This window comes from Kitasatospora sp. NPDC004614 (genome assembly GCF_042873675.1).
Lineage (GTDB): Bacteria > Actinomycetota > Actinomycetes > Streptomycetales > Streptomycetaceae > Kitasatospora.
Genome location: NZ_JBIALR010000001.1, coordinates 892886 through 919566, shown reverse-complemented (window position 1 = coordinate 919566; position 26681 = coordinate 892886). Strand labels below are relative to the sequence as shown.

General features: G+C 72.2%; 26 protein-coding genes and 2 pseudogenes. 9 read left to right on the top strand and 19 right to left on the bottom strand.

The genetic code is table 11. From position 1 onward, the window contains the following. Nucleotides 1–27: 27 nt before the first annotated feature. Together ACFYST_RS03970 and ACFYST_RS03965 are read left to right on the top strand one after the other, a co-directional pair. On the top strand, nucleotides 28–474 hold the full coding sequence (locus ACFYST_RS03970) for a MarR family winged helix-turn-helix transcriptional regulator (RefSeq protein ID WP_387634704.1): 447 nt from the start codon (nucleotides 28–30) through the stop codon (nucleotides 472–474). A 58-nt stretch (nucleotides 475–532) separates the two neighbouring features. Continuing rightward, nucleotides 533–934, top strand: coding sequence for a hypothetical protein (locus tag ACFYST_RS03965; protein WP_387859656.1), 402 nt, complete (start codon nucleotides 533–535; stop codon nucleotides 932–934). Between the two features lie 78 nt (nucleotides 935–1012). Here ACFYST_RS03965 and ACFYST_RS03960 read toward each other — a convergent pair whose 3' ends face one another. The 4 genes from ACFYST_RS03960 to ACFYST_RS03945 all read right to left on the bottom strand — a co-directional run bounded on the left by ACFYST_RS03960 (nucleotide 1013) and on the right by ACFYST_RS03945 (nucleotide 7755). Beyond that, nucleotides 1013–1663, bottom strand: a complete 651-nt coding sequence (locus ACFYST_RS03960) for a tetratricopeptide repeat protein (protein ID WP_387859654.1) — start codon at nucleotides 1661–1663, stop codon at nucleotides 1013–1015. Nucleotides 1664–1755: 92 nt separating this feature from the next. Further along, entirely contained in the window at nucleotides 1756–2106 is a 351-nt protein-coding gene (locus tag ACFYST_RS03955; RefSeq protein ID WP_387634711.1) for a DUF488 domain-containing protein, read from the bottom strand. 82 nt (nucleotides 2107–2188) lie between these two features. After that, nucleotides 2189–4324 carry an MMPL family transporter gene (locus ACFYST_RS03950; protein ID WP_387859653.1) on the bottom strand — a complete coding sequence of 712 codons (2136 nt, stop codon included), beginning with the start codon at nucleotides 4322–4324 and terminating at the stop codon, nucleotides 2189–2191. A gap of 140 nt (nucleotides 4325–4464) precedes the next feature. Beyond that, nucleotides 4465–7755, bottom strand: coding sequence for a BTAD domain-containing putative transcriptional regulator (locus ACFYST_RS03945; protein ID WP_387859651.1), 3291 nt, complete (start codon nucleotides 7753–7755; stop codon nucleotides 4465–4467). Between the two features lie 372 nt (nucleotides 7756–8127). Here ACFYST_RS03945 and ACFYST_RS03940 point away from each other — a divergent pair, with 372 nt between their 5' ends. Next, a complete protein-coding gene (locus tag ACFYST_RS03940; RefSeq protein WP_387859649.1) occupies nucleotides 8128–8319 on the top strand; it encodes a hypothetical protein in 192 nt (63 codons plus the stop codon). A 106-nt stretch (nucleotides 8320–8425) separates the two neighbouring features. Here the strand turns inward: ACFYST_RS03940 and ACFYST_RS03935 are convergent, their stop codons facing one another. After that, entirely contained in the window at nucleotides 8426–8866 is a 441-nt protein-coding gene (locus ACFYST_RS03935; protein ID WP_387634722.1) for a group III truncated hemoglobin, read from the bottom strand. A 126-nt stretch (nucleotides 8867–8992) separates the two neighbouring features. On the opposite strand from ACFYST_RS03935, the gene ACFYST_RS03930 reads away from it, so the two are divergent. Further along, a complete protein-coding gene (locus ACFYST_RS03930; RefSeq protein ID WP_387859648.1) occupies nucleotides 8993–9982 on the top strand; it encodes an aldo/keto reductase in 990 nt (329 codons plus the stop codon). A gap of 49 nt (nucleotides 9983–10031) precedes the next feature. On the opposite strand, the gene ACFYST_RS03925 is transcribed toward ACFYST_RS03930, so the two are convergent. From ACFYST_RS03925 to ACFYST_RS03900, 6 genes are all read right to left on the bottom strand, one after another. Then, nucleotides 10032–11099: an LLM class flavin-dependent oxidoreductase gene (locus tag ACFYST_RS03925; protein WP_387859646.1), complete on the bottom strand. Its 1068-nt coding sequence runs from the start codon at nucleotides 11097–11099 to the stop codon at nucleotides 10032–10034. A 5-nt stretch (nucleotides 11100–11104) separates the two neighbouring features. Beyond that, nucleotides 11105–12118: an ABC transporter substrate-binding protein gene (locus tag ACFYST_RS03920; protein WP_387859644.1), complete on the bottom strand. Its 1014-nt coding sequence runs from the start codon at nucleotides 12116–12118 to the stop codon at nucleotides 11105–11107. Between the two features lie 34 nt (nucleotides 12119–12152). Next, a complete protein-coding gene (locus ACFYST_RS03915; protein WP_387859642.1) occupies nucleotides 12153–12884 on the bottom strand; it encodes an ABC transporter ATP-binding protein in 732 nt (243 codons plus the stop codon). Then, nucleotides 12881–13738, bottom strand: coding sequence for an ABC transporter permease (locus ACFYST_RS03910; protein WP_387859640.1), 858 nt, complete (start codon nucleotides 13736–13738; stop codon nucleotides 12881–12883). Before ACFYST_RS03910 ends, ACFYST_RS03915 begins: the two co-directional genes overlap by 4 nt. After that, nucleotides 13735–14823 (bottom strand): ABC transporter substrate-binding protein, encoded by a 1089-nt coding sequence (locus tag ACFYST_RS03905; protein WP_387859639.1) that lies wholly within the window; start codon nucleotides 14821–14823, stop codon nucleotides 13735–13737. The genes ACFYST_RS03910 and ACFYST_RS03905 overlap by 4 nt, the downstream gene beginning before the upstream one ends. An 81-nt stretch (nucleotides 14824–14904) precedes the next feature. Beyond that, nucleotides 14905–15933, bottom strand: a complete 1029-nt coding sequence (locus ACFYST_RS03900; RefSeq protein WP_387859637.1) for an ABC transporter substrate-binding protein — start codon at nucleotides 15931–15933, stop codon at nucleotides 14905–14907. A 363-nt stretch (nucleotides 15934–16296) separates the two neighbouring features. Between ACFYST_RS03900 and ACFYST_RS03895 the strand changes: the two genes are divergently transcribed. Next, nucleotides 16297–17070, top strand: coding sequence for an IclR family transcriptional regulator (locus ACFYST_RS03895; RefSeq protein WP_387634742.1), 774 nt, complete (start codon nucleotides 16297–16299; stop codon nucleotides 17068–17070). 12 nt (nucleotides 17071–17082) lie between these two features. Here the strand turns inward: ACFYST_RS03895 and ACFYST_RS03890 are convergent, their stop codons facing one another. Beyond that, nucleotides 17083–17454: a winged helix-turn-helix transcriptional regulator gene (locus ACFYST_RS03890; RefSeq protein WP_387859635.1), complete on the bottom strand. Its 372-nt coding sequence runs from the start codon at nucleotides 17452–17454 to the stop codon at nucleotides 17083–17085. 84 nt (nucleotides 17455–17538) lie between these two features. On the opposite strand from ACFYST_RS03890, the gene ACFYST_RS03885 reads away from it, so the two are divergent. Next, the gene (locus ACFYST_RS03885; RefSeq protein ID WP_387859633.1) at nucleotides 17539–18432 is read left to right on the top strand and encodes an NAD(P)-dependent oxidoreductase; all 894 of its coding nucleotides are present in this window, start codon (nucleotides 17539–17541) and stop codon (nucleotides 18430–18432) included. 209 nt (nucleotides 18433–18641) lie between these two features. Here the strand turns inward: ACFYST_RS03885 and ACFYST_RS03880 are convergent, their stop codons facing one another. Further along, a complete protein-coding gene (locus ACFYST_RS03880; protein WP_387859631.1) occupies nucleotides 18642–19484 on the bottom strand; it encodes a methyltransferase domain-containing protein in 843 nt (280 codons plus the stop codon). A 331-nt stretch (nucleotides 19485–19815) separates the two neighbouring features. Here ACFYST_RS03880 and ACFYST_RS03875 point away from each other — a divergent pair, with 331 nt between their 5' ends. Beyond that, nucleotides 19816–20220: a DUF6928 family protein gene (locus ACFYST_RS03875; protein WP_387859629.1), complete on the top strand. Its 405-nt coding sequence runs from the start codon at nucleotides 19816–19818 to the stop codon at nucleotides 20218–20220. 114 nt (nucleotides 20221–20334) lie between these two features. Here the strand turns inward: ACFYST_RS03875 and ACFYST_RS03870 are convergent, their stop codons facing one another. Beyond that, entirely contained in the window at nucleotides 20335–20550 is a 216-nt protein-coding gene (locus tag ACFYST_RS03870; RefSeq protein ID WP_387859628.1) for a hypothetical protein, read from the bottom strand. A 24-nt stretch (nucleotides 20551–20574) separates the two neighbouring features. Between ACFYST_RS03870 and ACFYST_RS03865 the strand changes: the two are divergent. Both ACFYST_RS03865 and ACFYST_RS03860 read left to right on the top strand, forming a co-directional pair. After that, nucleotides 20575–21108, top strand: a pseudogene (locus ACFYST_RS03865) (multiprotein-bridging factor 1 family protein); the annotation flags it as partial. Nucleotides 21109–21480: 372 nt separating this feature from the next. Next, nucleotides 21481–21876 (top strand): RICIN domain-containing protein, encoded by a 396-nt coding sequence (locus tag ACFYST_RS03860; RefSeq protein WP_387860099.1) that lies wholly within the window; start codon nucleotides 21481–21483, stop codon nucleotides 21874–21876. Nucleotides 21877–22653: 777 nt separating this feature from the next. Here ACFYST_RS03860 and ACFYST_RS03855 read toward each other — a convergent pair. The 5 genes and pseudogenes from ACFYST_RS03855 to ACFYST_RS03835 form a co-directional block, all read right to left on the bottom strand. Next, nucleotides 22654–23034 (bottom strand): annotated as a pseudogene (locus tag ACFYST_RS03855) (VOC family protein); the annotation flags it as partial. A 196-nt stretch (nucleotides 23035–23230) separates the two neighbouring features. After that, nucleotides 23231–24196, bottom strand: a complete 966-nt coding sequence (locus tag ACFYST_RS03850) for an SGNH/GDSL hydrolase family protein (protein ID WP_387859626.1) — start codon at nucleotides 24194–24196, stop codon at nucleotides 23231–23233. A gap of 187 nt (nucleotides 24197–24383) precedes the next feature. Beyond that, complete coding sequence (locus ACFYST_RS03845) at nucleotides 24384–25034, bottom strand: winged helix-turn-helix domain-containing protein (protein WP_387859624.1); 651 nt, start codon at nucleotides 25032–25034, stop codon at nucleotides 24384–24386. Between the two features lie 539 nt (nucleotides 25035–25573). Next, nucleotides 25574–26191 (bottom strand): ATP/GTP-binding protein, encoded by a 618-nt coding sequence (locus ACFYST_RS03840; RefSeq protein ID WP_387859622.1) that lies wholly within the window; start codon nucleotides 26189–26191, stop codon nucleotides 25574–25576. Then, complete coding sequence (locus tag ACFYST_RS03835) at nucleotides 26172–26681, bottom strand: DUF742 domain-containing protein (protein ID WP_387859621.1); 510 nt, start codon at nucleotides 26679–26681, stop codon at nucleotides 26172–26174. Before ACFYST_RS03835 ends, ACFYST_RS03840 begins: the two co-directional genes overlap by 20 nt.

The window sequence follows — 26681 nt, the reverse complement described above, 5'->3', positions numbered from 1 at the left end:
CGATATAGGGACGGTACCATTCGGGCTGTGAGCGATGTCAAGGGAGCAGCGGCGCTGCGCGCAACGGTGGTCTTCAACCTGGGCACCCTCGGTGCTCTCGCCTCGGACCGGTTCGCGGGCCGGGTGGAGGAGCTGGGAATCAAGCCCAAGCACGCGGGTCTGCTGGCCGCACTGGATGCCGGATCGGCCGCGTCCCAGCAGGAGTTGGCGACCCGTCTGGGCGTCGCGCCCAGTCTGATCGTGGCCCTCGCGGACCAGTTGCAGGAGCTGGGCGCGGTCGAGCGCGTCCGCGACCCCGAGGACCGTCGCCGCCAGGTGCTGACCCTCACCGCCGAGGGACGTCAGCTGCTCGCCCGTTGCGCCGAGGCCGCCGAGGCCGTGGACGCGGACCTGACCGGCGGCCTCACCGCCGCCCAGCGCACCGCCCTCGCCCGCCACCTGCGCACTCTCGGGGAGCAGCAACTCCCCCACTGACAGGGCGCGTCGGCGAATCCGGCTTGCCCGGAAACCCTCCGCCGGGAATGCTGAGCCGGTGCCAGGTCAGAAGAAGAGAAAACGCAAGCACCAGGAGCTCGCCCAGCAGTTCGCCGCCCGCTTCGCGCCGGAAGCGGGGAGCTGGCAGGTGCAGTTCGCCACCCAGGACGCCGGCGAGTGGAAGGCCTACCTCCGTGAACTCGGCACGGCGGAACCGGACCTCGACTGGTCCACCCTCCGGATGGACGAGTTCTGCGGCCGCGGCGACCACCCGGACAGCTACCGGCTGAGCCGCTTCCTCCCGGACCCCGAGCCGCACCACGAGCCGCACCCCGAGCCGCACCGCAAGCCGGACCACGAGCCGGCCCCCGAGCCGCACCACGAGCCGCACCCCGAGCCGCACCCCGAGCCGCACCGCAAGCCGGACCACGAGCCGGACCGCAAGCCCGCCGAGATCTGAGCCTGAACTGCCCTGCCGCTCCCGCCCGTTCACCCCGCCGAGCACCCATCATCCCGGCAGGACGAACGGGAAAAGCGATCACGCCAGGCCGAGCTCCTCCCGAGCCCCCGCCACCCACCCCTGCACGCCGAACGCCTCGCTCTTCACGGCGAGTTCGGCCGCCTCGGCGAGCAGCGCCGCCGCGTCCTCGCGCCGTTCCTGCTGGGAGGCGAGGAAGGCGAGGCCGATCAGGTTGGCGGCGATGCCCGGCAGGAAGCCGAGTTCGCGGCGCAGCCGGGTGGACTCCTCCAAGTGGGCGCGGGCGGAGTCGAGTTGGCCGGTCGTGTGGTCGGCGATGCCGAGGTGCCGCAGCACGTACGAGAGGGTCAGCCGGTCGCCGGCCCGGGCGGCCAGTTCCCTGGCCCGCCGGAGGGAGGGCAGCGCCGTCCCGTTGTCGTCCCGTACCACCTGGTGGAACGTGCCCACCCAGAACAGTGCTTCGCCCTCGCCGCGTTCGTCGCCGAGCCGGCCGTACAGCTCGGCGGCCCGTTCGAAGAGCCCCAACTCCCGGGGGTCTTCGACGCGTTCGCCCAGGTAGCGGGCGTGGATGATCTTCCCTCGGGCCAGTGCGAGGTCTGCTTCGACCCCGTCCAGCCCGCGTTCGGCAGGTTCGAGAGCGCTGGTGTCGCCCTTGAACACGGCCCGCTCGTAGCGGAGTTCTGCTTCTTCGATCCGTCCGTCCACAGTCATTCGGCGATCGTAACGGGCGTCAACTCCCGTCTAATCAGTGCGCCTTGAGCATGCGGCGGGCGTCCCGGAAGCCCGTACAGCCGACCCAACAGCTACCCCGGCTGCTCCAACCGTTCCAGCAGCACCGACACATGGCTGTGCGACGGCTCCTTGACCGCCGTCAGCAGCACCAGGTCGCCCTTCGCCGCCAGCTCCCGCAGCTCGTCCAACTCGTCCTGTGCCTGCGGCGCGTCGAGCTCGGCCCGGTAGCGGCGGGCGAACTCCTGGTACTCGCCGTCGGGGCCGTGGAACCAGTGGCGCAGTTCGGTCGACGGTGCGACTTCCTTGGCCCAGCGGTCCAGGTGGGCGTCCTCCTTCTTCAGTCCGCGCGGCCACAGCCGGTCCACCAGGACTCGCACCCCGCCGTCCGGTGCCTCGTACACCCGTTCCACTCGCACGCTCATGCACCCACGGTAAGCACCTACCGAACAGTGGGCGACGCGGAGCGCGCAGCGGGGCCCGCCCCCGAAGGGCGGGCCTGCTACGTCAGACGGCGACCGGCTGTTCCGCGGGGGCGGCCGGCGCGTCGCCGTGCTCGATGCGCAGTTGCGGGAGCAGCCGGTCGAGCCAGCGCGGCAGCCACCAGTTGTGGCGGCCGAGCAGGGTCATGGTGGCGGGCACCAGCACCAGCCGGACCACGGTGGCGTCGATCAGGACGGCGACCGCCATGCCGACGCCGATCATCTTGACGGTGATGTCGGGGTCGATCGCGAAGCCGGTGAACACCGCGACCATGATGGCGGCCGCGCTGCTGATCACCCGGCCGGTGGCGGACAGGCCGCGCACCACGCTGCCCTTGGCGTCGCCGGTGGCCAGCCAGTCCTCGCGGACCCGGGAGAGCAGGAAGACCTCGTAGTCCATGGAGAGGCCGAACAGTACGGTGAACATCAGGATCGGCACCCAGCTGGACACCGGCACGGCGTGCGGCAGTCCGAGCAGCTCGGCGGTCGCGTCGTTCTGGAACACCGCCGTCATGACTCCGTACGCGGCGGCCACCGACAGCAGGTTCATCGCGGCCGCCTTCACCGCGATCACTGGCGCCCGGAACAGCGCGGTGAGCAGTACCAGCGACAGCACGACCACGAACGGGACGACCACCCAGAGGCGGGCGGAGAGCCGGTCGGAGATGTCGGAGAAGCTCGCGACGACGCCCGTCACCTCGACGCCGGCGGGCAGTTCGTGGTCGCGCAGCCGCTTCACCAGTTTCGCGGTGGCCTCGTCCTGCGGGCCGGTCTTCGGCTGGACGGTGATCACGGCGGCGTTCCCGGCCCGGTTGAACTGGGCGGGCTGGACCTGCTCCAGCTCCGGCTCCCGCGCCAACTTGGCTTCCAGCGCCGGGAGTTCGCTCTTCGGCAGCCGGTCGAGGTCGACGGCGAGCAGCAGCGGGCCGTTGGCACCGGGGCCGTACGCGTCGGCGATCAGGTCGTACGCCTTGCGGGTGGTGTTGCCGGCGGCCTGGCTGCCCGCGTCCTGCGGCCAGGTGCGCATGCCGAGCATCGGTGCGGACAGGCCGAGCAGTACGGCCAGCGAGAGCACGGCGGCGGCGATCGGTCGGCGGCCGATCAGGCGCGCCCAGCGCTCGGTCCGGGTGGGGCCGCCGGTCTTCACGGTGGAAGCACCGGCGGCTCGGCGCTCGGCGCGGCGCAGCAGGCGGGGGCCGGCCAGGGTCGCGAGGGCGGGGACCAGGGTGAGCGAGGCGAGCATGACGGCGCCGACGGTGGCGAAGGTCGCGTAGCCGAAGGACGCGTAGATGGACAGGCCGGCGAGCTTCAGGCCGAACAGCGAGACCAGGACGGTGCAGCCGGCCACCACCACGGACGAGCCGGCGGTGGCGTTGGCGGCGGTGGCGGCGGCCCGTGGGTCCAGGCCGTTGCGCAGTCCTTCGACGTGCCGGGAGACCAGCAGCAGGGCGTAGTCGATGCCGACGCCGAGGCCGACCATGGAGGCCACGGTGGGGGCGATGTTGCTGATGTCGGTGACGGCGGCCATCAGGGTGATCAGTCCGGTGCCGGCGGCGAGTCCGGCGAGGGCGACGAGCAGCGGCAGTCCGGCGGAGACCACGGTGCCGAGCGCGATCACCAGGATGATCAGGGCGGCGGTCATGCCGATCGCCTCGGCGGTGCCGTCGGGGGCGGAGAAGTGTTCGGGGACCTGTCCGCCGTACTCGACCTGGTAGCCGGCGTCGGTGGTGGACCGGGCGGCGTCGTGCAGCGCGTCGAGTCCTTCGGAGCCCTTGAACGCCGTGACCTCGACGTCGTAACTGAGCGTCAGCAGCGCGGTGTCGCCGTTCCGGGAGGGTATCGGCGGGGTGACCGCGATCACGTGCGGTACGGCGGTCAGCCGGGTGCGCAGGGCGGTCAGGGTGTCTTCGGCAAGCGCTTTCCCGTTGCGGTCGTGGACCACCACGCGGGCGCCGGCGCCGGCGGTCTCCGGGAAGCGCTCGTTCAGCAGGTCCAGGCCGGCGGTGGAGCGGGTGCCCGGTACCCGGTAGCTGTCGTGGGGTTCGCCGCCGAACGCCCGGGCCAGGCCGAAGATCGCGGCGATCAGCAGCAGCCAGGCGGCGACGGTGCGCCAGGGCCGGGCGGCAGCTGCCCCGCCGAGGCGGCCGAGGAGTGTGGACATGGTGCGGGTGCCTCCCGTAAGGCGTTCGGGTCAACTGACGGTCAACTGACGAACACCAGTGTGGGAGTGCCGTCTTGGAGTGCACTTGGTAGGGACGTGGAAATCGTCCGGACGATCTTCCATGTGCCCGAAAAGCGTCATCAAGCCAACGCTCTGAGCCCTTCCCGCGCCTGGGCCTCCCAACTCGGGGACTCCCAGCGGCGGGCGACTTCGGCGGCGTGCCGAAAGTGCTCGGCGGCCTCGGCGGTGCGGCCGAGCCGGCAGGCGAGTTCGCCGAGCGAGAGGGCGACCGGGCGGGAGGCGATCGAGGTGGAGCTGGCGCCGGCCACCAGGTCGGCGAACGGCCTTAGCTCGTCGAGGAGTTCGGCCATCTCCTGGTGCTCGTCCAGGGCCATCGCGGCGTCCGCCCGCAGCACCAGGAACAGCGAGCGGAAGTAGTCGGCCTGCACGGTGCGGCGCTCGGCGCGGGCCGCGCGGGCCTCCTCGCGGGGGCGTCCGGCGGCGAGCAGGGCGAGCGCGGCGACGTCGGCGACCAGCGGGCCGTACTCGGCGCGGTGGTGGTCGATCAGCGGGAGCATCTCGGCGAGGCGTCCCTGCCGGTGGGCGATCACGATCCGCACCAGCGCGTCGAGCGCGTCGGCGTGCAGCGAACTGCGGGCCCGCAGGCTCGCCACGGCCCGGTCGTACAGGGCGGTGGCCTCCTCGACCCGGTCGGCGGCGAGTTCCAGCATGCCGCGCTGGCACAGCACCACGTCGGAGAGTTCCACCAGCCGGTAGCGCTGGGCGAGTTCCTCACCGGCCGTCAGGTGGCGGCGCAGCGCGGGGAGGTCGCCGCGGACGGCGGCGGCGGTGGCGGCGAGGTGTTCGGCGTGCCAGCGGTAGGCCGGCAGGTCGTGTTCGACGGCGAGTGCGGTGATCTCCTCGGCGAGGTGGAGCCGGTCCACGGCGGCGAGTTCGTGGTCGCAGGCGCGGGCCTGGGCGGCGAGTGCGAGGCACAGCAAGCGCGGGTCGTTCTCGGCGCGGGCCAGCGCGACGGCGCGGGTGGCTGCGTCGACGGCCGCGGTCGAGCCGGTGCAGTCGAGTTCGTGGGTGAGCGCGTCGAGCAGTCGGCACTGGGTGGCGGGCGGCAGGTCGGTGCGGCGCAGCAGCCGGCCGAGGGTGTCGATGGCGTCCTGGTCGAGGGTGCCGTAGGGGTGGGTGACCCAGGGGGTGGGTTCGGTCCAGGCGGTCCAGGCGGCGATCAGCAGGTCTTCGCGGCCGGATTCGCGGGCGAGCCGCAGGGCGTGCGCTTTGGTCGCTCCGGCGTCGGTGACCTGTCCGGCCCGGACCTGGGCGCGCAGCAGTGCGCCGAGCAGGTCGATGCGGCGGGCGGCCCGGTCCTCGCCTGGCTGTTCGGCGGCGCGCTCCAGATTGTCGACGGCCTGCCGGAGCAGGGTGACGGCGCTGCGGTGGGCGTAGCGGCGTTCGGCGGCCTCGGCGGCGCGGACGCAGTGTTCGACGGCGAGTTCGGCGGTGGCGGTGGTCGCGGCCTGGGTGAAGTGGTGGGCGAGGGCGGCGAGTTCGCCGGGTCGCAGCTCGCGCAGGGCGTGTCCGATCCGGCCGTGCAGGCGGGCCCGGCGCAGGCCGCCGAGGTCCGCGTACAGGGTGTCGCGGACCAGCAGGTGGGCGAACCGGACGGTACCGGGCCGGGGTTCGAGCAGCAGCCCGCCCGCGACGGCCGCTTCGACGGCCTCGGTGGCGGTGTCCTCGTCCTGTTCGCCGGCCCGGACCAGCAGGTCGACGTCACTCTCCCGTCCGGCGACGGCGGCCAGCCGCAGCAGGTCGACGGCGGGTGCGGGCAGCCGTTCGAAGCGTCGCCGCAGGACGTCCCGGACGCCCTGCGGTACCTGCTTCAGTGCGGTCGATTCGTCCTCGAGGGCGAGCAGTTGGGCGCTCTCGGTGAGGTAGAACGGGTTGCCGCCGGTGCGTTCGGCCAGCGCGTGGACGGTTTCGGGGCGGACGGGGGCGGCGCAGACCGCTTCGATCAGCCGTCCGGCGTCAACCTCGGCGAGACCGCCGAGTGGCACCCGGGTGGGTGAGCGCCGGGCCAACCGGGCGAGTACGTCGGCGAGTTCGCCCTCGCCGGGGCGCAGCGCGGCGACCACCAGCAGGCCGCCGTCGGGGGCGCCGGGGGCATGGTGAGCGGCGAGTTCGCCGAGCAGTTCGCGGGTTTCGGGGTCGGCGGCGTGCAGGTCGTCGAGCAGGACGGCGAGGGGGGTGCTGCGGGCGGCGGCGTGCAGGCGTGCGACGACGGCGCGGTGCAGGCGGAACCGGCCGGACAGCGCGTCCTGACGGGCGGCGGGTTCCGGATCGGCGAGCAGCGGGGCGAGTTCGGGGTCGGCGGCGGGGTCCGGTTCCTGTGTGGTGAGTTCGCGCAGTACTTCGGTCCAGGCCCAGGCGGCTGGGGCGCCGGCGCTCTCCGGGCAGCGGCCGGTGACCACCCGCCAGCCGTGTCCGCGGAGTTCCTCCGTCAGCCGGCCCAGCAGGGTGGACTTTCCGGCTCCGGCCTCGCCGCTGACCAGCGCGAAGCCGGCCCCGCCGCGCGCGGCCTCGGCGGCCCGCCGGAGCGCGGCCAGCTCCTCCAGGCGTCCGACGAACACCCCGCCGGTGCGACTCGCGATACTGCGCTCCGGCGCGGCGGGCAGCGCGATCCCGGCCGGGCCGGCAGGCAGCGCGAGGTGGTCCAACTGCTGGCGCAGGATGGCGGTTTCGAGCTCTGTGAGGGCCGGGCCGGGGTCGAGTCCGAGTTCGGTGGCGAGGTGGGTGCGGGCGCGGCGGACGGCGGTGAGGGCCTCGGCCTGGCGTCCGGCGTGCCAGAGGGCGAGGGCGAGCAGGCGCCAGCCCTCCTCGCGCAGCGGGTGCTCCTCGACCAGTGCGGTGGCGTCCTGCACGGCCAGCGCGAGGCGGCCCTCCCCCAGTGCCCGTGCGGTCGCGGACTCCCGGGCGCCGGTGCGGAGTTCTTCCAGCCGGGCGGTCTCGGTGGCGGCCCACGGCCGGTCCGCGAACTCCCCGTACGCGGTGCCCTGCCACAGTTCCAGTGCCCGCCGCGGCTCCCCGGCCGCCACCAGCGTCTCGAACTCGGCGGCGTCGGTGTGCACTTCGCGCACCGCGTAGCCGCGTTCCGCGCTGACCAGCAGTCGCGGCGACTGCCGGGGGCCGCGCGCGGGTTCCAGCAGGCGGCGCAGGTTGGAGACGTACGTCTGGAGCGAGACGGCGGCCTTGGCGGGCGGGGCACCGTCCCACAGGTCGTCGATCAGCCGGTCGGCGGAGACGGGCGCGCCGCGGGCGGCCAGCAGGCGGGCGAGCACGGCGCGCTGGCGCGGGCCGCCCAACCGGATTGCGTCCCCCGCCACTTGCGCCGTGAGTGCCCCGAGCACAGTGATCCGCACCATCGTGCGCCGAGCCTATGCGATGGCTGTCCGGAACCGTCCACCACCTGCGCTCCAAGCGCGGCCGCCCGCGGTCTCCAAGTCGGCTCCAAGCCCCGGCGGCGCCCGCAACACCCCATCCCACCTGCGGATTTACCCCTGCCGCCAGCGGCCGGGCTGTGCCGCGAAGAGGGGGGAGGTGTGGACGACTTGTGCCACTGCATGATCCGTCCACCCTCAAGCCCTTCCCTGCGTCCCCGGCGGGGGGCCAAAGTAGTGCCCGTCGGCAGGGGAGCAGGAAAGACCAAACCCGGATCCGACACAGCGAATTCCCCGCACAATTCACCGGGGAATTCACTCACCACACACTGCACTTCGTACAGAGAAGAGATTTCCGTGAACGCCACCCGTGTCGCTCGTACCGCTTTCGTCGGCCTGCTTTCCGCTGGTATCGCCGTGCTGATCGGAATCTCTTCCGCGCCGTCCTCGCACGCCGCCCCGGCCACCCTCGCCACCGGCGCCTCGGTCTCCACGCCGAACGAGAACCACGGCGGCCCGGACTGGGACGTGACCTGGGGCCAGAAGTAATCCCGTCAGCGGTAACCCGGTCGGAGGCCATCGACCAACAGCGACCTGCTCACCGGAGGCACACCACACCTCCCCGGCAGCCGGTCGCCCGCACCACGAAAGTCGCTCACACCCCGGAGGCGAGGCGGACGGCGGACAGCGGGACGAAGCCGCCGCTGCCGCCTCCGGTGTCGCCCTCGCCGAGGCGGCGCATCATCGCGACGGCGATCCGCTGGGCCTGGGCCTTGGCGCGTTCCGTGACGGGGCCGGCGTGGCGGCCGTCCAGGGTGGCGCGCCAGAGCTGGACCCACCGGCCGAAATGTTCGGCATCGAGCGGACTCATCGCGTGCAGCGCGGCATGCGGCGCGAGCGCATTGCCCCGGTAGGAGGCGGTGCGCAGCAGTGCGCTCTCCCAGAAATCGGTGATCCGCGGCAAATGCGTTTCGAGGTCCAGGCGGGCGATCTCGGTGAATATCGGGCCGAGCAGCGGGTCGGCGAACGCGGCACCGTAGAAGCGGCGCAGGGCGGACTCCAGGTCGGCCCGGGTGGCGATGTCCGGCAGCGTCACGGCTTCCTCCTCATGCTGGTCGCGTTCCTCCTGATGCTGGTCAGGCCCGCTCAGGGTACGTCGGGGCCGGTCCCGACGGGAGGGCCGTTGGTCCCCATCACCGCGCTCACCTGGCAGGATGCCGGTATGACCTACCTCGCCGCGGACGACCGCTACGCCTCGATGACTTTCCGCCGCGCCGGGCGCAGCGGCGTGCAGTTGCCCGCCGTCTCGCTCGGCCTGTGGCACAACTTCGGTGACTCCCAGCCCCTGGAGGTGCAGCGCGCGGTGCTGCGCCGGGCGTTCGACCGGGGCGTGACGCACTTCGACCTGGCGAACAACTACGGCCCGCCGTACGGCAGTGCGGAGCGCAATTTCGGTTACCTGTTCGCGCAGGACTTCCGCCCGTACCGGGACGAGATGTTCATCGCGTCGAAGGCGGGCTGGGACATGTGGCCGGGCCCGTACGGCGACGGCGGCTCGCGCAAGTACCTGCTGGCGAGCCTGGACCAGTCGCTGGAGCGGATGGGTCTGGACTACGTCGACGTCTTCTACTCGCACCGCTGGGACCCGACGACTCCGCTGGAGGAGACGATGGGGGCGCTGGACACGGCGGTCCGCTCAGGCCGGGCGCTGTACGCGGCGATCTCCAACTACCCGGCGGAGCAGCACCGCGAGGCGGTGGCGATCCTGCGCGAGCTGGGTACGCCGTGTCTGCTGAACCAGGCCAGCTACTCGATGCTGAACCGCGAGCCGGAGCAGGGGCTGCTGGACGCGGTGGGCGAGACGCAGACGGCGCTGATCGCGTACTCGCCGCTGGCGCAGGGTCTGCTGACCGACCGCTACCTGAGCGGCGAGGTGCCGGCGGGTTCGCGGATGTCGGTGGGGCACTTCCTGAAGCAGGAGGCGCTGACGGAGGGGAAGTTGGCGCAGCTGCGGGCGCTGGCGAAGGTCGCGGAGGGCCGCGGTCAGAGCCTGGCGCAGCTGGCGCTGTCCTGGGTGCTGCGGGACGAACGGGTGGTGTCGGTGATCGTCGGCGCGTCGAGTGTGCGGCAGCTGGACCAGAACCTGGACGCGCTGGCGGCCGGCCCGCTGACCGCCGCGGAGCTGGCGGAGATCGACCGGCTGATCGGCTGAGGCCTGACGGTGGGCGGCCGGGGAGAGTCGGCCGCCCACCCGTGCGGTGTCAGTGCAGCTGCGGCAGCACGGTCTCGGCGACCCGGTAGGCCTCCTCCAGCAGCGGGTTGCCGGACAGGATGAACGTGGCGACGCCCAACTCCTTGAATTCCCGGAGCCGTTCGACGACCTGCTCGGTGGAGCCGACCACGGCGGTGCCGGGCCCGGGCCGGAACAGGCTCATCCCTGGCCACAGGTTGGGATGGGTCTCCAACTCGCGGGCGCGGGCGGGCACCCGGCCGCCGTGCTGGCGGAACTGCCGCTGCCAGCCCACGCCGTCCTCGCCCTGCGTGCCGCCGAGTTGGCGGGCGTAGGTGGCCTGGCTGGTGACGTCGAGCAGGCGGTCGGCGGCGGCCCAGGCCTGTTCCTCGGTGTCGCGGACGATCAGGTGCAGCCGCAGGCCGAGCCGCAGGGTGCGGCCGTGCGCGGCGGCGCGTTCGCGGACCAGGTCGAGCTTCTCCCTGAGCAGGTGCGGGGGTTCGCCCCAGGTGAGGTACACGTCGACGTGTTCGGCGGCGACCTCGATGCCGGCCGGAGAGGATCCGCCGAACCAGAGCGGTATGTGGCCCTCGCGCAGCGGCGGCAGGTCGCGCAGCGACGCACCGGCGTTCTTCAGCTGGTAGAACTCGCCTTCGTGGTCGAAGACTTCGCCGCTGGTGAGGCGCTTGACCAGGCCCCAGTACTCGGCGGACAGCCGGTAGCGGTCGTCGTGCTCGACGTGCAGCCCGTACTCGCGCAGCTGGTTGGTGGAGCCGTTGACCACGTTGAAGCGCAGCCGGCCGGCGCCGTGCAGGTGCTCGAAGGACAGCGCCATCTTGGCGAGCAGGGTGGGCGAGATCAGCCCGGGGTGAACAGCAAGTAGGGGCTGGAAGCCGGGGCCGGTGGCGGCGGCGAGCGCGGAGCCGAGCGCCCACACGTCGTACTGGTCGGTGGCGAGCAACGCGCCGGTGTAGCCGAGTCGTTCGACGGTGGCGGCGAGGTGCTGGAGGTAGCCGAGGTCGACCGGCCGGCGGCCCTCGGGCTCCCACGGGTAGTGGCCCTCGCGGGGGATGAGGTACCACAGGACTTCGGTGGCCATGGCGGTCAGTTCCCCTTCGTGGCGCGGGAGTTCGTGGCGTGGGAGTTCGCCGCGTGGGAGTTCGCGGCGTGGGAGTTCGCGGCGTGGGAGTTCGCGGCGTGGGAGTTCGCGGCGCGGGAGTTCGCGGCGCGGGCGATGGCTTCGGCGACCGGCTGCTCCAGGGCGGGCAGGTGGATGTCGGCGACGGTGACGGGCCGGTCGATGAAGCCGACCCGGTGGAAGATGTCGGCGGCTTCCTGCTGCTCGGCGACGAACTCGGCGGTGGCGGGCTCCAGTTGCCAGGGCAGCGCGCTCAGCGCGGCGTGCCAGTCGACCGCCTCTCCGCCCTGGTCGGCGGCGGCGATCGCGGCCGCCTCCTCGGGGTGGGCGGCGGCCCAGTGGTCGGCGCGCTGAAGGGCGGTGACGATCGCGGCCACCACCTCGGGCCGCTGGACGGCGAGTTCACGGCGGGCGAAGAACACCGAGCGGTCGGTGATCACGTCCGTGGTGCGGATCAGTTCGCGGAACCCGCCGGTGCGGCGGGCGGCGGCGAGTTCCGCGCCCTGCGCGATCCAGCCGGCGATGGCGCCGCTGCGCAGCCGCTCGGCCTCGTCGCCCGCGGGGCGTTCGGCGGTGAGGTCGTCGCGGTACGAAAGCCCGTGCTGGTGCAGGGCCTTGGCGAGCAGGTGGGTCTGCCAGGAGCCGACGGCGAGCACCACGGTGGTGCCCTTCAGGTCGGCGACCGAGGCGATCGGGCCGTCGGCGGCGACCAGCAGCGCCCCGTGGTCGGGCCGGGGCGCGGACACCGCCGTGTACACGATGTCGTGCCCGGCGGCCTGCGCGGTGATCGGCGGGGTGGATCCCGTCCCGCCGAAGTCGATGGTGCCGTCCGCCAGGTAGCCGCCGGTCTTCGTGCCGTCGGCGTAGTGGTGGAACTCGGCGGTCTCGCCGAGCGGCGCCAACTCCTGCTGGAGGTAGTCGAGTCGGGCCAGGTGGTAGAGGGACGGGTTGGAGCGGTGCACACCGACGGTGACGGTCATGGATGAAAACTCTTTCTCTGTGGCTGACGGGGCGTCAGTCGAAACTGTGGGCTTCTGCCTTGGCGTCCTGGTGCACGCCGAGGTCGGCGAGCAGGTCGCGGCGCAGCGTCGCGAAGGCGGGGTCGGCGGGGTCGCGAGGGCGTTCGACGGCGACCGTCTCGTCCCGCACGAGTGCGCCGTCGCGCAGCACGGCCACCCGGTCGGCGAGGCGGATCGCCTCGTCCACGTCGTGCGTGACCAGCAGCACGGCGGGGCGGTGTCGGCGGCACAGGTCGCCGACCAGGTCCTGCATGCGCAGCCGGGTGAGTGCGTCCAGGGCGGCGAACGGCTCGTCCAGCAGCAGCAGTTGGGGTTCGCGCACGAGGGCCCGGGCGAGCGCGGCGCGCTGCGCCTCGCCGCCGGACAGGGTGCTGGGCCAGGCGTCGGCGTGGCCGGCGAGGCCGACTTCGGCGAGTGCCCGCCGCCCGGTCTCCCGGGTGTCGGTGCCGCGCGGCAGGCCGATGGTGACGTTGCCGAGGACGCGCTTGGAAGGGATCAGCCGCGGTTCCTGGAAGACCACCGTCCGCGCGGGCGGCACCAGGACGGTGCCCTCGTCGGCCCGGTCGAGTGCGCCGAGGATCCGCAGCAGCGTGGTCTTTCCGGTGCCGGACGCGCCGAGCAGGGCGAGGAATTCGCCGCGGGCGATGTCCAGGTCGATGCCGTCCAGGACGGCCCGGGTGCCGAACACCCGTCGCAGACCCCGGACATGAACAGCCGGAGTGGTCATCGCCCGGCACCCGCCCGCCCGTTGACCGGACGCCACGGCATCAGCACCCGCTCGAGGACGCGCACGGCGCCGTCGGCGGCCAAGCCCAGCAGGCCGTAGATCAGGATGCACACGGCGAGCACGTCGGTGCGCGAGAAGTTCTGCGCCTGGGCCATCAAGTAGCCGATTCCCTCAGTGGAGTTGATCTCCTCGGCGGCGATCAGCGCGATCACGCTGAGCGTCATCGACAGCCGCAGTCCGGACAGCAGCGCGGGCAGCGCACCGGGCAGAACGACCTCGCGGACAATCGCCCAGCGCGACAGTCCGAAGCTGCGCATCGCCTCGACGAGTTTGCGGTCGGTGTTGCGCACGCCGCCGGAGGTGGAGACGTACATCGGGAAGGACGTGGCGACGCCGATCAGCGCGACCTTAGCGGTCTCGGTGATGCCGAACCACACCATGAACAGCGGCACCAGCGCCAGGAACGGGACGGTGCGCAGCACTTGGACGGCGGAGTCGAGCAACTCCTCGCCGAGCCGGAAGAATCCGGTGACCACTCCGAGCACCAGCCCGGTGCCCGCCCCGAACAGCAGGCCGAGCGCGGCCCTGGTCAGCGAGGTGGACAGCGCGGCGGCCAGCTGCCCGTTGCCCCACAACTCGCCCACCGCCTGGACGACTTGGCCGGGCGAGGCGAGCACGTCGGGGGTGAGCACGCCGGTCGCGGAGGAGACCTGCCAGGCGGCCAGCAGCGCGAGCGGGCCGAGGGTGCGCAGGGCGAGCGAGACGCCGCGCGGGCGGTCGGCGGTGGTCCGGGCGCGCGGGGCTTCCAGCCCGGCGGCCCGCGCCTGCTCGGCGGTGACGGCCGCGGCGGTCACTTCGCCGCTCCGGAAGCCGCGCCGGAAGCTTCTCCGGAAACCGCGCCGGAAGCCGCTCCGGAAGCCGCTCCGCCAAGGGAGTTGATGTCGATCAGGTAGGGCTTGACGTCCACCTTCGACTTGGTGACGCCCTGGTCGGCGTAGAACGCGGCGACCACACCGAACCGAGCGATGTCCGCCTCGGTGATCGGCGAGTCCACGGCGCGCTGCTTGCCGAACTCGACGGCGACCTGCTGCTCGGCCGGGCTGACGGCGGTCGGGCCCGCGTCGGTGAACACGTTCAAGTAGGCGGCGGGGTCGGCCTTCTCCTTCGCGCCGTTCTCGTGCAGGTAGCCGTAGAACGCCTTCAGCACCTCGGGGTGCTGCTCGGCGAAGCCCGAACGGGCCGCCCACACCGCGTAGTTGTCACTGCCGACGGCCTTGCCGTCCACCAGGAAGTGTGCACCCGTGTTGGCGATCGCCGGGATGGAGAACGTCCCCCAGGTCGCCCAGGCGTCCACCTGGCCGGAGTTGAAGACGCCGGAGGTCTGGTCGGCGCGCAGGTAGACCCGCTGCACCTGGTCGGCCGGGATGTTGTTCTTCTCCAGCGCCTTCAGCAGCAGGTACTCGGAGGTGCCGCCCTGGGAGACCGCGACCTTCTTGCCGATCAAGTCCTTGACCTCCTTGATCGGCGAGCCGTTCTTCACCAGGATTCCTTCGCCGGCCTGGTCGGGCTCGAGCTGCGCGAACAGCTTGAAGCCGGGCTTCTGGGCGAGCGCGGTGATCGCGGAGGTGATCGAGCCCTGCGCGACGTCCAGTTGGTCCGCGTTCAGCGCCTGCGCGGCCGGCGCGAACGGCCCGGCGCTGCCCGTCCACACCACCCTGGCGTGCACGGCCTCCAGCGCCCGGTCCAGCGACCCGTCCTTCTTCCCCTTCGCCAGGAACCCGGAGTTCCCGGGGTCGGGCACCCGGAGCACCACCTCGCCGCCCTTGCCGTCAGCGCTCCTGCCCGCCTCCGACCCGGACGAGCCGCAGGCGGTCAGGGCGAGGGCGGCAGCTGCGGTGACGGCGACGGCGACGGGGGTGCGCGAAATGGTGCTGCGCATGGGTCTCTCCTCTTGGATCACAGGTGAGTCGGGGAAGGTCGGACTTCGGCGAACGAGGGCTTCAGGAACGGGCTTCGGGCTTCAGGTGCTGGCGTCGGTGGCGAGCAGGGCCGCGCGGGCGGCGGCCAGCGGGGCGGGGTCGGCCCAGGCGTGGACGTCCACCCGGTCGACGAGGAAGCCGTGGGCGTGCAGGAACCGCTCCTGCTGGGCGATCAGGTCGAGGCGCTCGGCGGACAGGTCCAGGTGCAGGGTGCGGTGTCCGCCCCCGGCGTAAGCCCCGGCGACGCCCTCCGGGCCCGCGCCGGTCTCGGCCCCGAGGATGCGCGCCACCTCGTCCGGCTGCCCGGCCGCCCAGTCGGCGGCGCGCAGCAGCACGGCGACGAACCGGGCCACCAACTCGGGGTGCTCGTCCAGGAGTTGCTGGTGCACGGTGATCGGCCGCGGGGTGCCGTTGTTGACCCGGTGGCGGCGGTCGGCGAGCGCGTCCAGCTCCACGGCGGGCACCGCGCCGTACCGGCGGGCGGCTTCCACGGCGAACGCGCCCTTCACGTACACCGCGTCCACCCGGCCGTCCCGCAGCGCCGCCAGCTCGGCCGCCCACTGCTCACCGCCGGGCTCCGCCGACACCTCCGTCAACTCGACGTCTTCCCAGCCGAGTTGCGCCGACTTCAGGGCGCCGTGGTGGCCGGCCAGGGCCATCGCCCGCCAGAAGTCGATGCCGATCGAGTGCCGGGGCACCGCGAGCCGGGCGCCCCGCAGCTGCTCGGCCGAGCGAATCCCACCGCTCTCCCGAACCAGAATCGTCTGACGCTCCTCGATCCAGGTGAGGCCGATCAGCCGGGTCCGCTCACCACGCGAACGGGCCCACAGCGCAGGCACGTTGCCACCCTCGCGGAACAGCGCGGGCAGCGCGTGCGTGTAGTGGTGGTCGGCGGCGACCTCGGGCGGCGCGTCCTGCAGGGAACGCACCTCGATGCCGTCGGCCGCGAACTCCTCGGCCAGCCAGCCGCGGTCGGCGGCGATGCCGGTGGCGGTGGGCACCGGGCAGCGGGTGAACCACAGGGTGTCGGGGTACGGGGGCGTGCCGGAAACGGCGGGTACGGGGCTCATGGCGGGGCTCCGGAAATCTAAGAGAACGCACAGGCATCCCACACAGTGGGAACAGCACGACGGGAAAAGGGAGTTGAGGAGGGTGCTCAGCGACAACAGCGGGAGCGCAGCCGGTCTATGCCCACGGCGCGCTCCCTCCTGTCGGACCGGCCCACCGGGCCGGTGGCTACCGATGTTCACCGATGCGTCGAGCGTTCCACGGGGTCAGGTCCCGGATCAAGCCTTGCCAAATGATGGGATCATCCGTTCACGCGAGGGTGCGCTGCCGCAACACCGCCGACATGCTCTGTTCGCGATCACACCCATATCCTGGAAATCCCACCGCAGTTGACCCCATATGAGCCACTCCCGAAGAGGTGCGCAATGCCCGCCAGCCCCGGAACCCTCCAGTCACCACCGGCCGGCGCCCAGGCAGTGCACCGAGCACTCGGGCTGCTGCACTGCTTCCACGACAACGGCCCCGACCTCAGCGCCTCCGAACTCGCCCGCCGGATGGGCCTGTCCGTCTCCACCGCGCACCGCCTGGCCCGCACCCTGGTCGTCACCGGCTTCCTCGACCAGGACGAGCGCACCGCCCGCTACCGGCTCGGCCCGGCCGTCGCCGAACTCGGCCAACTCACCTTCCACCAGCGCGGCTTGCACCTGGCCGGCCCCGAACTCGACCAGCTCGCCCGCCGCACCGGCGCCACCGCCGACCTCGCCATCCGCTCCGGCCCGCACGCCGTCATCCTGGTCGGCGGCTCCGTCCTGCCCTCCACCGGCCTCGGCCTGCGCCGCCCGCTGCACTCCACCGCCCTCGGCAAGGTGCTGCTCGCCTGGCCCTCCCCCACCGAGAGCCCGCTGCCCGGACCGCTCCCCGCCTACACCGACCGCACCCTCACCGACCCCGCCGCCCTCGACGCCGAACTCGCCCTCACCCGCGAACGCGGCTACGCCCTCAACGACGGCGAATCCGCCCCCGGCATCCGCACCCTCGCCGTCCCCGTCCTCGACGCCACCGCCACGGCCCGCTTCGCCCTCGCCCTCCGCTCCACCCCCGCCCACCTCACCCTCCACACCCTCCCCCACACCCTCGCCCAGGCCCACACCTGCGCCCGGGCCCTCGCCGTCCTCCTCCTCCCCCCGGACGAACGCTGACGGCCGCGGGCCTCACTGCTGACCGGACGCCGGAACCTCAACCGTCCCGAGGCCTTCACGGCGCACCCGCTCCGTCCCCCACGCGCCGAGCGGCCCGAGCGCGCGGTTGAGGGTGCGTCCGTCCTCGGTCAGCGAGTACTCCACCCGGGGCGGCACCTGGGCGTACACCTCGCGGTGGACCAGCCCGTCCTCCTCCAGTTCGCGCAGGTGCTGCGTCAGCATCTTCTCGCTCACCCCCGGTAGCGCGCGCCGGAGTTCGGCGAAGCGGCGCACTCCGTGGGTGTCCAGCTCCCAGAGGATGAGGCCCTTCCACTTGCCGCTCACCACGTCGAGCGCGGCGTCGATGCCACAGATGTACGGGCCCCGTCGTGGTGCCTTGGCCATCGCCAACTCCCCTTACTAAAAGGTAAGTACCGCAGAAAATAGTGGGTACTTCCGAGAGTAGCGGCGCTCTCCGAGCATGGAGGGGTGAACGAACACCAGAAGCTCAGCGCAGTCACCGTGATCGGACTCGGCCCGATGGGCCAGGCCATGACCCGCACCCTCCTCGCCGCCGGCCACCCCGTCACGGTCTGGAACCGCACCCCCGCCCGCGCCGCCGACCTGATCGCCGCCGGGGCCACTCTCGCCGCGACGCCCGCCGAAGCGGTGCAGGCGAGCGACCTCACCGTCCTCAGTCTCACCGACTACCGGGCGATGCACGACATCCTCGACGACGCCACCCCCGCGCTCGCCGGCCGCACCCTGGTCAACCTCAGCTCCGACACCCCCGACCGCTCCCGCGAGGCGGCCACCTGGGCGGCCGAGCACGGCGCGAACTTCCTCACCGGCGGCGTCATGGTCCCCGCACCGATGGTCGGCACACCGGCGGCCCACGTCTACTACAGCGGCGACCCGCAGCTGATGGAACGCCACACGGCCGTGCTGGAACTGCTCGGAACACCCAGGTACCTCGGCACCGACCCGGGCCTCGCCCAGATGATGTACCAGGCCCAACTCGCCGTGTTCCTCGGCACCTTGTCCGCCCTGATGCACGCCACCGCGATGCTCGGCACGGCCGGCATGAAGGCCGCCGAGGCGCTGCCCGAACTGCTCGCCTCCGCCGACCAGACCGGCGCGATCCTGCGGGCCGTCGAAGCGACCCCCGGCACGGCCCTCGACGCGGGCGAACACCCCGGCCACCTCAGCACCGTCACCATGATGGGCGCCACCGCCGACCACATCGTCGAGACCAGCACCGCCCTCGGCCTCGACCTCGCCCTCCCGCTGGCCGTCCAGGCCCACTACCGGCACGCCATCGACCGCGGCCACGGCAGCGACAACTGGACCCGCATCATCGACGCCATCCGCACACCGCACTGACAACTCCCCCTGGCCGGGCGCGTGTTCGCGCCCGGCCAGGACCGGCTCCGCGATGAGTACCCGTACTCATGACGCGCGGCGTGGGCCCCACCACCATGGCCGCATGGTGCACTGGGTCCTGGCAGGCCTGCGGGAACTGCCCCCCACCGACCTGGCCGACCTGGCCGACCTAACCGACCTGGCCCACCTGCCCGGCCGCCGCAGAGTCCTCAGCCCTCGACCGGACGACGCCCCCAGGCCGAGATCAACGGCGCCAGCGTCAGGTCGAGTTCGCCCGCTTCGATGGAGGCCAGGTGCGCGTCGATCTCCGCGTCGTCGGCCAGGCGGGCCGCGAGCAGCTCGCCGCGCACGTGCCGAATGGTCGCCGCCTCCAGCCGGTTGCAGGCCGGCCCACCGACCGGGAACGTGCCCGCAGCAGCCACGTCCACCAACCCGGCCTCACGCAGTATCCGCGGCAGCGTCCGCCCGAAGCTCAGGTCCGCACCGCGACCCGACAGCAACTCCCGGACCCCGCCGCGCAGCCGGTTGGCCCGCCGCTGCGCAGGACCGCTGTCGTCCAGGCATGCCAGCGGCTGAAGGGCCGTGTCGGCGTCCTCGATCAGCAGCCAGCCGCCGGGCCGCAATGCCGCCACCATGGTGGCCAACGCCCGGGCCCGGTCCGGCAGATGGACCAGCACGAGCCGGGCGTGCACCAGATCGAACGTCCCCGGCTCCGGCGCCGGATCGGCGACGACGTCGTGCCGACGCACCTCGTACCCCTTGCCGTCCTTCAGCCACGACGGGTCGATGTCCGTGGCCAGCACGTACCCGGTCGGCCCGACAGCCGCCGCAAGCGCCTCCGGAATACCCGGGCCACCCGCCCCCACCTCCCAGCAACGCGACCCGGCCCCGATCCCCAGCCGCGCGAAGTGCCCGCGCGTCACACCGTCGAACAGCTCGGCCAACCACACGAATCGCTCACCCGCCTCCACCCGCGCGTTGTCCAGCAGGTACCCACGGGCGGGAGCACCGTCGGTCGGATCCGGTCGGTCACCGTCATGCGAAGAGGTCATTCCTCCATGGTCAACCTTCCCGGGCCACCGGCGCCACGACGACAGGAGAGGGATGCCTCACACTCCGAACACCCCCACCTGACAGACCGTCACGAACCGGACGCCATCCCGAACGGCTGCCCGCCTCGCCCGGGTGACCACCCGGGAGGAACCGGGGCCTCGCCTCAACTCCATGTCCGGCCCCTCGAGTTCCACTCGGCCCGCCCCTGCCCCTCCGCTGCCGCGCGGATCCGAGCACAGCGCCCGGCCCCGGCCCCTGAACTCGACGCCCGACCGTCCAACTGTCCGTGCCGGCCAGTAGCCTCCGGCCGAAGCCAACAGGACGGGCCACATGGGAGCGAAGACCGCACTGCTGGCCTACGCGGAAGCCGCCATCGCCGACGTACTCCAAGACGCACCGGCCCCTGACCTCGACCAGGCCGCCACACTGCTCGCCCGGATACGCCCGGGCCACCGCCTCGACGCGGGCAACGACGAGCCGTGGGCACTGGCCGAGGCGCTCTACCCGCCCGAGGGGACGGTCTGCGCACTGTCCGTGCCGGGGCTCGACCTGATCTGCGACCCTCGCCAGGATCGCCGCCCGGGACTGAGCCCGTACGCCAAAGCGGACGCCGACCCAACCCGGCAACCGGCACCGCGAGTTCAGCCCGCCCGATCGACCACGTCCCGGTTCGCCCGGCTCCATGCGAGGCGGGCCCGGAGTCGTCCAAGCCCGCCGATCGTGGTGAACCAGTAGGTGGTGCCCGGAGGCCGGCACCCGGCTGGTGCACCGCTTTGCTGGTGCGCTCGACCCGACCGGGGAGTTGCGGGCCGGCCGGCAGCTGCCGACCGGCCCGCCGGGGCACGCCGCTCAGGCCCACACCTGGAACTTGTACTTGCCGCTGCCCACCGGGGACTCGATGCAGCGGACCGGCTGGGTGGCACCGTTCTTCTCGGCCTCGCAGGTGCTGAGGCTGATCCCCGAACGCAGGGTGATCCAGCTCGCGGCATTCGCGGTGCCCGCAGCGCCCAGGACGACGCTGCTGACGACGGCGACGCCGACGGCCGCGTGCTTGAGGTTGATCATCGTGAACTCCTCGCGGTGTGACGGATGGCCAGGCCCGGGCGAACCCGGTACACGGCCCGGTCCTCGGCCCGAACCGCTCGTGGCGGAACGGCCGGGGGCCGAGCGGTTCGAACTCCACCACCCACCGGAGCGACCGGGCAAGGAGATAGCCGTCCCGGACACCCGTGGACAGCCGCCCGGCCCCTGACCAGCGGTGTCCGAACCGTCCAGGACGGACACGCAGCGGCAGGCCGAGTCGCCCACACCTGGTGGCATGGAAGCACCCACCCCGGGATCGCCGGTCATGAACGACTCAAATCCCGGTGGTGCCGCCCGCAGTGGCTTGGCGAGAATCGCGGGATGAGCTCTCCGCCGCCACCCCCCGATCCGGCCCGTGCCCACAACGCGGCTCAATTCGTCGCGCTGCTGCGGGAGTTACGGGAACGGTCCGGACTCACCTATCGCGCGCTGGAGAACCGCGCCGCCGAACTCGGCGAGACGCTCCCGCGCAGCACGGTGGCCGCCATTCTGCGCCATGACCAACTACCCAGGCCCGAAGTGCTGCGGGCGTTCCTTCTCGCCTGCGGTCACCAGGGACCTCCGGGCGCTTGGCTGGAGGCACGCGCCCGTCTGGCATCGGGCAAGGAGGGGACGGACGACACTGGCGGAGCGGGGCCGAGCACCCCCGCCCCACCGCCTCCGCCGGTGCCCGGCTCGCGGCGGCTGCCCCGGGGTGCGGCCCTGCTCGGGTCCCTCTTGGCCGTGATCTGCGCTTTGGCGGGATTTTTTCTGGCACTCCGACACGGCCCCGTCCGTTCCCCGGGCACCACCGCACCCCCCGGAGGCGCCGCCCATGAGACGCTCCCGCTCGCCGCCGGGGCGTACCGAATCCGGCCAACGGGATCGGGCCTGTGCCTGGGCGAGTCGGCCGTCCAGGACAGCGGCGGGCGGGTGACGCAGGTCGACTGCGCCGGTGCCGTGCCCACCTACGTCCTGGAGCCGGGGGGCGAGGGCCTCTACATGATCCGTTCGCTCCATCCCGTTCTCGGCCACGGCTGCCTGGGAGTCGACTCCGGACTGCGCACCGAGGGCGCCCGCCTGATGAACGACTACTGCGGCCGCCGGGGCACCGCCGAACGGTTCAGGCTGCGCCCGTCGCCGGACGGCTCCGGCGCCTACCTGATCCGCCCCGCCCACACCGACGCGTGCGTCACCGTCCCCGGAGGCATCGCCACCCCGGGAGCCTCGGTGCTCCAACTCCCCTGTGCCGCATCGCCCACGGGCCAGGCCTTCACCCTAGAACCCGTCCCTGCCCCCACCGGGATTCCGGACATCACCAGCAACTAGCCGGGCCACCCGCCTGCGCAAAGGCTCACGCGGCGGACGGCCGCCGGGCTTCGACGAGGACCGGTTGATCGACCGGACAAGTCCTGGTCCGAACCTGCCACGAGTTCACCAACCGACGGAGTCGTACAGGTACTCGATCCCGTGCTCCTCGCCCTGGCCGAACAGCGGATCGATCTTCGCCAGCCCCAAGTGCCGCCGGACGGACGGGTCCCAGTCGTGCTCGTGGAGCCGATCGACCATGGCGCGATAACGCGCGGACGTGATCGGCGGCCCGGTCTGCACCGCGATGCGCTCGTCGCCCCTGAGGAACATCAGGGCCTCGTGCTCCAGGACGGTGATCAGGACGAACGCCGCCGCACGCACGATCGCGTCGGGTGACTTCACCTGCGCGTAGTACGTCGGCAGTCCCGCCCGAACGGCCGCGGTGGTGCGGGACGCGAAACCTTCGCTGCCCGGGCAGCTCTCCGCCCCCGACCACCCGCCACCGCCGAGGTCCACCAGGAACCCCAGAGCCATCGCCCGCACCACGGCCGGCCCGGAGGAGCCGAGCCGGATCAGGTGCGGCACCACGGCCTCGGCCGGCAGCAAGTACCCACCGGAATGCGAGTGGTAGACCAGGTCGTACAGGCGGTCGGCCCATCTGCGGGCCTGCGCGAGGTCAGTCGCGGCCGCCAGCCCGCGCAACGCCTCGGGGATGTCCACCCCACCACCCGGGTCGTGGTCGGGACCGCTGCAGAGGTGCGCCCAGCTGGCAGCGGCGAGATCGAGCTGTTCTGCCTCGATCGCGACGAGCTCGACCTCGAACCCGTCGGCATTCTCCAGATAGGCGGCGTAGGTCTGTTCGCCGCCGGCGTGCGGGTGACGGTCGGGGAACATCAGACTCCAGCCGTGCTGCGCAGCCTCGGTGACCAAAGCGTCCACCGCACCCCGGCCCTGCACGTGGAACGCCAGGTGGTTCAGCCCGGGCCGGCACCGGTCGTGCTGGTCCGCGGTGAGCGCCCGGGACCGTTCGAAGACCAGGTACGTCGTCCCGAGCCGCCAACTGCGGCCGTCACCCCAACTCTGGAACGGCGTCCAGCCCAAGGCGTCCAGCAGCCAGCCGAAGCAATCGACGGCACGGTCGAGGTCGGGCACCCAGATCTCGACGTGGTGCAGCATTCCGGTGGTCGGGCGGGTCATACGGCCCCCTCGTCATCGGTGATCTCAACGGCCCCGGGCCGCACGCGCGCGGACCCCGGCATTCTAGGCCGCCGGACCAACCCCGCGTCAGCACCACCAGCCCCCGCGCACACGCGAACTGGCCTCCGACTGCTGCTGAAAGGCCAGTTCAACGTAAGGACGTCGCCGCCCCGGCTCAGCCGAGGATGTCCAGCATCGCCGCCTCGACCAGGTCGGCGACGTTGCGGTGGCCGCGCGCGTTGGGGTGCACGAAGGACAGCTGGTCGGGCGGCGTGATGAACCCCTCCACCCACTTACTCGCGTCGCAGACACTGTGCTCCGCCGAGGACTCGTACAGGTCGACGAAGTCGGCGGCCTCCTGCGTGCCGGTCGACTTCTCGATGATCCTGTTGAGGGGCTCCAGGACGTCCTGCCGCAGCCAGTCCAGGTCGCCCTGGGTGATGGTGCCGAACTGCGTCGGGTCGTTGTAGCGGCACTTGGCGGCGTCCTTGGGGAAGATGGTGGGGAAGCCGACGGCCAGGATCTTCGCGTGCGGGGCCCGCTCGTGGAGCACGGCGAGCATCCGGTGGTACTCCCGGCTCACCTTGTTCAGCCGGTCCGGGACGCTCGCGCCCAACTCGTCCTTGCAGGGGGTGCCGGCGCCACCGGCCCCCTGGCCCAACTCCGGGCACTTGACCAGGAAATCGGCGAACCCGAGGGTGTTGCCGCCCACGCCGACGGTGATCACATCGGTGTCCGGTCCCACCGCCGCGGACTGGGGCGGCACGGCGGGGAACGGGTAGTCCGGGTCCTCGGAGAACGGCGGGAAGTGACGGCCGATCGGCTCCTGTGCCTCGTCGGTGACGTTCTCGATGGTCGCGGCGGTGCAGCTGACGTTGGTCAGGTCGAAGAGCGAACCGAAGTCGCGCTCGATGAGTTGAGGATAGGACTGGTCGGTGCGCTCGCAGCCGTCGCGCGGGATCTCGAAGACCTCACCCGCGGCCCGGATGAACCCGGCGGTGTACGAGTCGCCCAGGGCGACCCACTGACGGTCCGCCGCAGCAGCGGGTTGGGCCGCAACGAACTGCGCGGGAACGACGGTGCCGGCGGCGAGCGCCGTGGCCGAGCCGAGCAGGGCCAGACGATTGCGGAAGTTTGCCACGAATCCTCCAGGGATACGGCGTTGATGACGCTTTGACCAGCCAAATCGTCACTATACGCACGCAATCCAACTCCGAGGGTGACATCCATCCGCCCCGAAACCTCGCGCCCAACCGCCCAACCGCCCACAACGCAACGACGGCCCGCACCATGCGGTGCAAGCCGTCGTTCCGTTGCGTCTCGGCCCGTCAGGCCACCGGCGCGTACTTGTAGCCGACCCGGCGGACCGTGACGATGGTGTCGCGGTAGGCGGCGCCGAGCTTGCGGCGGAGGCGGGCGACGTGGACGTCGACGGTGCGGCCGTCGCCGACGTGGCCGTATCCCCAGACGGTGTGCACGAGTTGGTCGCGGGTGTGGACCCGGTGCGGGTGCTCGGTGAGGTGGGCGAGCAGCTCGAACTCGAGGTAGGTGAGGTCGAGCAGGGCGCCGTCGACGTACGCGTTGCGGCGGTCGAGGTCGACGGAGATGCCACTCTCGGCGGGGCGGGTGAAGGGCCGGACCGGGGCGGCAGCCACCACAGGAGCGGGCGCGGGAGCGACCTTCTCGGCGGGCACCAGCACCAGGTACCCGACCAGCGGGCTGTTCGCGCCGGCCCCGAGCTGCGCCAACAGGCCCTGCGGCAGCACGGATTGGGGCAGCGCGGCGACGACGGCGGCGCCGTCCTGGAGGCCGGCCAGCAGGCTCTCGGGGGCGATGGCGGGCGCGGGCCGGGTCATCGCGGCCGGGGCGGCGACCCGCCGGTACTCGGCGTCGAGGGGCTGGTTCGGCAGGGAGTGGTTGTGGTTCGGCAGGGTGCGGACCGCTCGCAGGTGCGGGGTCGCGGTGGCGGCGTAGGACATTCGAGGGCTCTTTCGCGCGTGACGGTCGGTGGGTGGTCGTCGTCTGCGCTTCCGGCGCGCCGGGGCTGACGGATCGGTCAGCGTGGCGGGCGGGAGACGCGGGGTACGCGCCGACAGGTCTGGTCGAAGTGGTGGGCCTGGCGCGAGGGCCAGAACGGTTCGAGATGTACGCGAGGATTCACAGGGCGGCTCTCCGGAGCACGACGGGTCGGCGAAAAACGCACAGAACCGCCACCACACCTACAGGCAAAGGGTGATGACGGTGCGTCAGCGACAGCAGGCGCTGTAGATCAGACCGTGGTCGATGTACCGGCGGACGGTCAGCACGGGGAGGGCGGAGACGCGGACCGCTTCGGTCATGGTCCTGCTCCTCCCCCGGTGCGTTGTCGAGAACCCGCGACGAACGGCGGGCACGAGTACGAGACTTCCACGCCACGTGCCCGGAAGGCAACCCACTGCACCGACCGGTCCGCACGCCAAGACAGAAACCATCCACCATCCGGACGCCAACGCCCTGACCTGCATAAATGCGACCAGTACTACAGTCGCACTCCGACCCGCTCAGCGGCGTGCTGCACCAGCCGGATCAGCAACTCCTTGCCGTCCTCGCGCCGCCGCGCGTCGCACAGCAGCACCGGCACGCTCTCCGGCAGGTCGAGCGCGGCGCGGACGTCCTCGGGCGCGTACACCTCGGTGCCCTCGAAGCAGTTGACGGCGACCACGAACGGGATGTCGCGCTGCTCGAAGTAGTCGACGGAGGGGAAGGAGTCGGCGAGCCGCCGGGTGTCGGCGAGCACGACCGCGCCGAGGGTGCCGCGCGCGAGTTCGTCCCAGACGAACCAGAAGCGGTCCTGGCCGGGGGTGCCGAACAGGTAGAGGGCGAGGCCGGGCTTGAGGTCGATGCGGCCGAAGTCCATGGCGACGGTGGTGGTCCGCTTGTCCTCGACGCCGGCGGTGTCGTCGACCGGGCGGCCGCGCTCGCTGAGCGTCTCCTCGGTGCGCAGCGGCCGGATCTCGCTGACCGCGCCGACCAGGGTGGTCTTGCCCGCGCCGAAGCCGCCGGCGATCAGGATCTTGACCGCGTTGGCGGCCCAAGGAGCCTTGCGGGTAGCGGAAGTTGACGCCGCGTCAGGGGCGTCAGAGTGCACGGAGGCCATTGATCACGTCTCGCAGCAGTCGCTCGTCCGGTTGCTGGGCGAGCTGGAAGGGTCGGGTGACGCTGATCAGGTCGGCGTCGTGGAGGTCGCCGAGCAGGACCCGGACCACGCTGACCGGCAGATCGGTGTAGGAGCCCAACTCGGCGACGCTGAGGGGCTCTTCGCAGCAGAGCTGGAGGATGGCGTGGTGCTCGGGTCCGATCGGGAGGTCGGCCGGGACGCCGCCGGGGGCGAGGTACTCCCCGGCGGCGGTGACCAGCGAGATCAGGTCGAACAGGCCGTCGTCGACCGGCCGGGCGCGTCCTCTGGTCATCGAGAACAGCCGGACCATCGGTCCGGCGTCGTCGTCGAACCAGCGGTTGTCCACCGGCGTGCGGGGCACGAACAGGTCGATCGGCGTGTCGTCGGCCGACGCCTCGTCCGCGCTCTCACCACCGGGGCCGGCCGGGGCGGTGGCCTCGGTCGGCTCGGTCGGCTCGGGCTCGCTCAT